This window comes from Clostridium sp. UBA4395, assembly GCF_002390995.1.
Taxonomy (GTDB): Bacteria; Bacillota; Clostridia; order Clostridiales; family Clostridiaceae; genus Clostridium_J; species Clostridium_J sulfidigenes.
Map to the genome: position 1 here is coordinate 19087 of NZ_DGRF01000069.1, position 8569 is coordinate 27655.

An 8569-nucleotide genomic window follows, 5' to 3' on the forward strand; every position below is an offset into this window, starting at 1 on the left:
TAAGGAAGTGAATAATATGTCTAATTTGGATAATCTTACTTCTAAAATTATAAAGGATGCAGAAGTAAAAAAAATTGAATTTTTAAATGAAGCTACCGTTAAAGCTGATGAAATAATTAAAAAGAAAACAGAAGAGGCCAATAAAAAAGCTTCTTCTATTTTAGAAAAAGCTGAGATGGAAAGTAAAACTATTAAAGAAAGAATTATCTCAAAAACTGATTTAGAAATAAGAAATAAAAAGTTATTAGCAAAGCAACAAGTTATTGAGAAAGTATTTGAAACAGCTAAGGAAAAATTAAAAGCTATGAATGCAGAAGAATTCACTAAATTTATAAAGAACTCTATTATGGCTTTAAACATTGATGGAGATGAAGAAATAATTATAAACCCAGTGGATAGAGAAAAGCTTCCTGAAAAGTTCTTAGCAGAAGTGAATAAGTCCTTAATATCTAACGGCAAATTAGGAAATTTAAAATTCAACGTTAAAACTCATGAAATAGATGGTGGTTTCATCCTTAGTAAAAATGGAATTGAGATAAATAATTCCTTTGATGAGCTTGTGAACTCACTTAAATATGAATTAGAGTATGAAGTTGGGAAAATATTGTTTACAGAATAGTAAGGAGGTATTTAAATGGACAGAATGGATTTTACCCATGCTGTAGCTCGATTAAGGGTAATGGAAAAAAGACTCCTTGATAAAAATAAAATTGAAAGATTATTAGATAGTGATGGGCCACAGGAAGTTTTAAAAATATTACAAGAAACTACCTATGGCGATCTAATTAATAATATAGATTCAGTTTATGATTATGAAAAAATCCTTAAGGAAGAGCTAGTGAATCTTTACAGCACTTTATATAAAATATCTCCTGTAAAAGAAATTATAGATATTATGAGTTTAAGATATGATTATCATAATATTAAAGTTTTATTAAAGGCAAAAGCCTTGGGCAAGGATTTATCTAATATTTTAATACCAATAGGAACAATTCCTTTAGATATTCTTAAAAACTGTATATTATCTGATGAATTAAAATCCTTAGATAAACATATTGAAGAAGTTATCACTAAGGTAGAAAAAGAGTTTGAGGTTAATTCTGATCCTCAAGTAATAGACACTCTTTTAGATAAATACATGTTTGAAGGTATGATAGAAAAAGCAAGGAATATAAATGTTCAGTATATAACTAGATATGTAAATGAGTCCATAGATATTACTAATATAAAGACTATGCTTAGAGTTAAAAAGCAAAATAAAGATGGTAGATTCCTTGAAGGTGTATTAATACCTGGTGGAACTATAAATCATAATTTTTTTATAGAAGGAATAAATGAATCCCTAGAAATCTTTACTAGTAAAATATCTAGAACCCCTTACTCAAAGGTGCTACATACCATCTTAGAAGAATACATGGCTACAGGCAGCATTTCATTCCTAGATGTACTCTATGATAATTATATTATGGACCATGCAAGGGAAGCTAAGAGAGTTAACTTCGGACCAGAGCCTATCATTGCATATATAATTGCTAAAGAAACTGAAATAAAAATAATTAGAATTATTATGGTAGGAAAGATTAATAAGGTTGCTACTGAAGTTATCAGAGAAAGGTTGCGTGAACTATATGTATAAGATAGGTGTAGTTGGAGATAAAGATTCAATACTAGCATTTAAGGCCTTAGGAATTGATGTTTATCCAGCAGTTGAAGCTGAAGAAGCAAGAAAAATTGTAGATAAAATGGCTTTTGAAAATTATGCTGTAATATTTTTAACTGAGCAATTAGCTCAGCATTTAGAAGAAACTATTGAAAGGTATAATAAGAAGCTTATACCTGCAATTATACTTATACCAAGCAATCAAGGCACACTAAATATTGGTAAACAAAAAATCAGCGATTATGTAGAAAAAGCTGTTGGCGTAAATATCTTATAGAAAGGTAGGTAAAAAACTTGAAGAATGGTACTATTGTTAAAGTTTCAGGTCCATTAGTAGTTGCTAAGGACATGGATAATGCTAATATATTTGACGTTGTAAAAGTTGGTGAAAAGGGACTTATTGGTGAAATCATTGAAATGAGAGGCGATAAAGCTTCCATTCAGGTTTATGAGGAAACCTCTGGTATAGGACCTGGAGACCCAGTAATTACAACAGGAGAGCCACTAAGTATAGAACTTGGACCAGGATTAATCGAAGCTATGTTTGATGGTATTCAAAGACCACTTAATGCTTTGCAAGAAGCTGCAAATTCTCATTTCCTTAAAAAAGGTGTTGCAGTTAAATCTCTAGACAGAACAAGAGTTTGGGAATTTAATGCTACAGCAAAAGTTGGAGATGAGGTAGAAGCTGGAGATATTATTGGAACAGTTCAAGAAACTGCCGTAGTTCTTCACAAGATAATGGTTCCTTATGGAGTAAAAGGAAAGATTAAAGAAATAAAATCAGGTAACTTTACTATAGTTGAAACTGTTTGTATCGTCGAAACCGAAAAGGGTGATAAAGAGTTAACCCTAATGCAAAAATGGCCAGCTAGAAAAGGAAGACCTTATGCTAGCAAGTTAAAACCTATTGAGCCAATGATTACAGGACAAAGAGTTATAGATACATTTTTCCCAGTAGCTAAAGGTGGAGCTGCAGCTGTACCAGGACCTTTCGGAGCTGGTAAAACAGTAGTTCAACACCAGATAGCTAAATGGGGAGATACTGAAATTGTTGTTTATGTTGGATGTGGTGAACGTGGTAATGAAATGACAGACGTTCTTAATGAATTCCCAGAACTTAAAGACCCAAAAACTGGTGAAAGCTTAATGAAGAGAACAGTACTTATTGCTAATACTTCAAATATGCCAGTTGCTGCCCGTGAAGCTTGTATCTATACTGGTATAACTATAGCAGAATACTTTAGAGATATGGGATACTCAGTTTCTATAATGGCAGACTCTACTTCAAGATGGGCTGAGGCTCTAAGAGAAATGTCCGGTAGACTTGAAGAGATGCCTGGTGATGAAGGATATCCAGCTTACCTAGGATCAAGACTTGCAGATTATTATGAAAGAGCTGGTAAGGTTGTATGTTTAGGAAAAGATGGTAGACAAGGAGCAGTTACTGCTATTGGAGCCGTATCTCCTCCAGGTGGAGACTTATCTGAACCAGTTACTCAGTCTACTTTAAGAATAGTTAAGGTTTTCTGGGGACTAGATGCTCAATTAGCTTATAAGCGTCACTTCCCTTCAATAAACTGGTTAAGTTCATACTCATTATACTTAGATAGTATAGGTCAATGGATGGATGATGAAGTAGCATCAGATTGGTCTCAACTAAGAATTGAAGCTATGACACTACTACAAGAAGAAGCTAGCCTTGATGAAATTGTTAGATTAGTAGGTATAGATGCACTATCTGAAAAAGATAGATTAAAATTAGAAGTTGCAAAGTCTCTTAGAGAAGATTATTTACAACAAAATGCTTTCCATGAAATAGACACTTATGCTTCACTTGGCAAACAACATAAAATGCTAAAATTAATTCTATTATTTAGAAAAGAAGCTGAACGTGCTTTAGAAGCTGGAGTTTATCTAAACAATATATTAAATTTACCTATGAGAGATAAAATTGCAAGAAGTAAATATATTGCCGAAGATAATATTGACACTATCAATAACATCGCTGAGGAATTAGTAGTAGAAATTAATAGATTAATTAGCGAAGGAGGGGTTCTAGATGCTTAAAGAATACAGAACTGTTACAGAAGTTGTAGGACCTTTGATGGTTGTTGAAGGTGTTGAAGGCGTTAAATATGACGAATTAGTTGAAATAGAACTACAAACTGGAGAAAAGAGAAGAGGTAAAGTTCTAGAAGTTAATGGTTCTAAAGCAATGGTTCAACTTTTCGAAGGTTCATCTGGAATAAACTTAAAAGGTACTAAAGCTAAATTTCTAGGAAGACCTCTAGAACTTGGTGTATCTGAGGATATGTTAGGAAGAATATTTGATGGTATGGGAAATCCAAACGATGATGGTCCTAGTATTATAGCTGAAAAAAGAGTAGATATAAACGGTGAGCCAATTAACCCAGTATCAAGGGATTATCCATCTGAATTTATTCAAACTGGAATTTCTGCTATAGATGGGCTTAATACATTAGTTAGAGGTCAAAAACTACCTGTATTTTCAGGTTCAGGACTTCCACATGCACAATTGGCTGCTCAAATAGCACGTCAAGCTCAAGTTCTTAACTCAGATTCTAAGTTTGCCGTTGTATTTGGAGCTATAGGTATAACTTTTGAAGAAGCTCAATTCTTCGTAGATGAGTTTAAAAAGACTGGTGCTATAGATAAATCAGTACTATTCATGAACTTAGCTTCAGACCCAGCTATCGAGAGAATAGCTACCCCAAGAATGGCTCTTACCACAGCTGAGTATTTAGCTTATGAAAAAGGAATGCACGTACTTGTTATATTGACTGATATAACAAACTATGCAGAAGCTTTAAGAGAAGTATCAGCTGCTAGAAAGGAAGTTCCAGGTAGACGTGGATATCCAGGATATCTTTATACTGACCTATCTACTCTTTATGAAAGAGCTGGAAGATTAAAAGGTATAGAAGGATCTATCACTCAAATTCCGATTCTTACAATGCCAGAGGATGATAAGACTCACCCAATTCCAGACTTAACTGGATATATAACAGAAGGACAAATTATTCTATCTAGAGAATTATATCAAAAGGGTATAATGCCTCCAATAGATGTATTACCTTCACTATCAAGACTTAAAGATAAAGGAATAGGTAAGGGTAAAACTAGAGAAGACCATGCAGATACTATGAACCAATTATTTTCAGCATATGCACAAGGTAAGCAAGCAAAAGAATTATCAGCAATTCTAGGTGAATCTGCTCTTTCAGATGCAGATAAAAAATATGCTAAGTTTGCTGAGGCTTTTGAAAATGAATATGTTTCTCAAGGATTTAATACAAATAGAAGCATAGAAGAAACTTTATCTCTTGGATGGAAGCTTCTAACCATACTTCCTACTACAGAGCTTAAGAGAATTAGAGATGAATACCTTGAAAAGTATATGCCTAAGGGAGATGAGGCATAGCATATGGCAAGATTAAATGTCAATCCTACTAGAATGGAGCTATCCAAATTAAAGAAAAGACTAGCTACAGCAACTAGAGGGCATAAACTTCTTAAAGATAAACAAGATGAATTAATGAGAAGGTTCATAGATCTAATAAAATACAACAATAAGTTACGTGGTGAAGTTGAAGATAAACTTCAAGGTGCCTTTAAGGATTTTCTTATGGCATCAGCAGCTATATCACCTGAGTTCTTGGAAGAAGCTATTTCTTATCCTAAGGAAAGCATATCTTTAGAGCTAGCAGAAAAAAACATAATGAGTGTAAATGTACCTGTTATGAACTTTGTACGTAAGCTAGAAGGAGATTCAGGTAGTATATATCCTTATGGATTTTACAGTACTTCCTCAGAACTTGATAATTCTATAGAACAGCTTTATTTAATTCTTCCTAAGCTTCTAGAACTTGCAGAAGTAGAAAAGTCTTGTCAGCTTATGGCCGATGAGATTGAGAAGACAAGAAGAAGGGTAAACGCTCTAGAATATATGACAATTCCTCAGCTTCAAGAAACAATTAAGTATATTAAAATGAAGCTGGATGAAAATGAAAGAGGTGCTTTAAGCCGTCTAATGAAAGTAAAAGATATGATGGAAAAAGCACAGGCTGCAGCTGAGCAGATGTAAGAGAGGTAACCTCCGGGTTACCTCTTATTTTAATATTAGTTTACTTAATTTCTCTCACATAAAAATTTGTTAGCCTCACTAAGGATTCTTCTCCCACTTTCATAGGTTAATAAGCTCTTAGCTTCCTCATAATTACACCATCTATAATCCTCAATTTCTTCTACTTGAATTTTAATTAAACTATTATCAGCTTCTCCTAAAAACAATACCACTTCCTTTTCAATAAAATTATCAATACTATATTTATCTATAGCTCTAAACCCATCTACAAGTCTAACTTTGAGTCCACATTCCTCAGAAACTTCTCTTAAAGCTGTTTCTTCTTCTGTTTCTAAGTCTTCCATATGGCCTTTTGGGAATCCCCAATAACTATCAAGTCCAGTACTTTTTAAAAGCAAATATTGAATTTCTTTATTTGAGATTTTATATACTACTGCACCACATGATTTTTCATAGCTCATATTCTCATCCATATTATTAATTAAAATATCCATTATTTTATTTCCTTAATTAACTTTTCTTAATATACCTAAAGATTTTTAAAAAAATCACACCTTCTATGAAAATAATTAAATTCAAAATATATGAATATTATACACTAACTTCAATATTGTTATTATAAATTTATGAATTATATTTATATAAATGGTATAATATAACTACTATTTTAAAATACATTCAATAAAAAATATGATTAAAAGGAAATAAGTTATGAATATTGTTAAATGCCAAAAACAAGATCTGTTAAGTATTTTTGATATAATTTCTAAGTGTAAAACTCATATGGAAAGCCATAACATCTATCAATGGAATGAATTTTATCCCAGTTTAGATATTATAGAAACTGATATTATTAGTGGTAATTGCTATTTGTTAAAAGACAACGGACTATCTATAGCATATTTCGCCATAGATGAAGAGCACCCCTCAGAGTACAATAACATAAATTGGATTACTCAAGGTGAAAAAGTATTAGTTATTCATAGGTTAGCTGTACTTCCTGAATATCAAGGTATGGGAATTGCAAAGAAAATATTAAGATTCATTGAAGAGTTTGCTGATGAAAATAAATACACATCTATTAGATTAGATGCTTATAGCGAAAATAGAAAAGCACTTAAATTATACGATAATCATGGATATAAAAGAGTAGGTAAATTATATTTTCCCAATAGAGGAATTCACTTTTATTGCTATGAGAAGAAAGTAAAAACCACACCCATTCCAGAGATTTTAATTCCTATGTTAAATGAATATGATAAATCCCTAAGAGAAAACTTTCCTAATAAGATATTTGGTATATATATTTATAATTCAGTAGCACTAGGTTGTTTTAATGAGAAAACAAGCGATATAGATTTTATAACAATATTAAATGAGGAATTTGAAAATGAAGATATTGGTACCGTAGAAAAAGTCCATAGGAAAATAAGTAAAACTTTTGAATATGGTAATAGGATGGAAGGCATGTATATAACTAAGGATAAAGTAGGTAAGCTTAATTCAGAAATAAGCCCTTATATATACTTTTGTGATAATATTCTTCATTACTATGGCTATTACGATATTAATTATATTACTTGGTGGACATTAAAGTATTTTGGCATACCTATAAATTGCCCTGATGTTAACAGTTTATCTATAGAAGTAGATTGGTGTAGTATTATAGAGAATATGAACTACAATTTGAATAATTATTGGGAAGATAAATTAAGTGAAAATCATATATTTCTCCAGGATGAATGGATTGAATTTTCAGTTGTAACCCTATGCAGGATACTGTATACCTTAGAAAATAAAGCTATAACCTCTAAAGATAGTGCTTTAGAATATGCAATAACTACTATACCTAAGAAGTACAGTTTAATCATAAAAGAATGTTTAAGACTTAGGAAGAGAAATTCTGATTCATCCTTTTACAAATCAACATTTGAAAGAGAACATTCAGCTAAAGGCTTCATCAAATTTATCATAGATATTTGTAATGAAAAGTATAAGTTACAGGAAAGGAATTATATAAAATGAAAAATATAAAAACCATATTAGATAGTATAGTAGAAAGCTATAAAACCATATTAGATGATAACCTAATAGGAATCTATATCCATGGTTCTTTAGCTATGGATTGTTTTAATCCTGATATAAGTGATATAGATTTTTTAGTAGTAGTAAAAGAAAACCTAAATGCCAATGATAAAAGAAAGCTTGTAGATATTTTATTAGGACTATCTAAAGATGGACCAGGAAAAGGTTTGGAAATGAGTGTGCTTTTAGAAAAGGATGTTAAGAACTTTACGCATCCAACTCCATATATACTTCACTATTCTAATGCATATAAAGCAACTTATGAAGCTAATCATAGCTATTTATGTGAAGATGGAGAAGATCCAGATTTAGCTGCTCATATTACAATAACAAGAGCTAGAGGGATTTGTATATATGGTAGTTCCATAGAAGATATCTTTTCACCTGTACCAAGAAAAGACTATTTAAAATCAATTTATTTTGACATATCAAATTCTAGAGAAGAAATTATAGAGTTGCCTATGTATACTATTCTTAATCTTTGTAGAGTTTTATATTATCTTAAAGAAGACATTATTTGTTCAAAAAAAGAGGGTGGACAATGGGCATGCTCTAATCTTCCGAAGGAGTATATAAAGACTGTGGAAAAAGCTTTAAACTGCTATGAAAAAGGAGAAGAAGCTAATTTTAATGAGAAAGGTCTAGTGAACTTTGCAGATTTTATTATGAACAATATAGATAACTATTTTAATAGTGAGACTAACTATATGAAGTCA

The 8569-nt window shown here is 31.4% G+C and carries 9 protein-coding genes; 8 read left to right on the top strand and 1 reads right to left on the bottom strand.

All coding sequences use genetic code 11. The features are described from left to right. Positions 1–16: 16 nt before the first annotated feature. The 6 genes from B2694_RS12285 to B2694_RS12310 are packed head-to-tail and all read left to right on the top strand — an operon-like array spanning position 17 to position 5768. Positions 17–619 carry a V-type ATP synthase subunit E gene (locus B2694_RS12285; protein WP_346885990.1) on the top strand — a complete coding sequence of 201 codons (603 nt, stop codon included), beginning with the start codon at positions 17–19 and terminating at the stop codon, positions 617–619. A gap of 15 nt (positions 620–634) precedes the next feature. Beyond that, positions 635–1636: a V-type ATP synthase subunit C gene (locus tag B2694_RS12290; RefSeq protein ID WP_346885991.1), complete on the top strand. Its 1002-nt coding sequence runs from the start codon at positions 635–637 to the stop codon at positions 1634–1636. After that, complete coding sequence (locus tag B2694_RS12295; RefSeq protein WP_035131363.1) at positions 1629–1937, top strand: V-type ATP synthase subunit F; 309 nt, start codon at positions 1629–1631, stop codon at positions 1935–1937. The genes B2694_RS12290 and B2694_RS12295 overlap by 8 nt, the downstream gene beginning before the upstream one ends. Before the next feature lie 17 nt (positions 1938–1954). Then, positions 1955–3730, top strand: a complete 1776-nt coding sequence (locus B2694_RS12300) for a V-type ATP synthase subunit A (RefSeq protein ID WP_035131361.1) — start codon at positions 1955–1957, stop codon at positions 3728–3730. Continuing rightward, on the top strand, positions 3723–5105 hold the full coding sequence (locus B2694_RS12305; RefSeq protein WP_035131359.1) for a V-type ATP synthase subunit B: 1383 nt from the start codon (positions 3723–3725) through the stop codon (positions 5103–5105). Before B2694_RS12300 ends, B2694_RS12305 begins: the two co-directional genes overlap by 8 nt. Before the next feature lie 3 nt (positions 5106–5108). Further along, positions 5109–5768: a V-type ATP synthase subunit D gene (locus tag B2694_RS12310; protein WP_035131357.1), complete on the top strand. Its 660-nt coding sequence runs from the start codon at positions 5109–5111 to the stop codon at positions 5766–5768. 44 nt (positions 5769–5812) lie between these two features. Here the strand turns inward: B2694_RS12310 and B2694_RS12315 are convergent, their stop codons facing one another. Beyond that, complete coding sequence (locus B2694_RS12315) at positions 5813–6262, bottom strand: bis(5'-nucleosyl)-tetraphosphatase (protein WP_346885992.1); 450 nt, start codon at positions 6260–6262, stop codon at positions 5813–5815. Positions 6263–6479: 217 nt separating this feature from the next. Here B2694_RS12315 and B2694_RS12320 point away from each other — a divergent pair, with 217 nt between their 5' ends. After that, positions 6480–7793, top strand: coding sequence for a GNAT family N-acetyltransferase (locus B2694_RS12320; protein ID WP_346885993.1), 1314 nt, complete (start codon positions 6480–6482; stop codon positions 7791–7793). After that, positions 7790–8569, top strand: a 780-nt coding sequence (locus B2694_RS12325; RefSeq protein WP_346885994.1) for an aminoglycoside adenylyltransferase domain-containing protein, incomplete at its 3' end; no start/stop codon positions are given. The genes B2694_RS12320 and B2694_RS12325, both read left to right, overlap by 4 nt.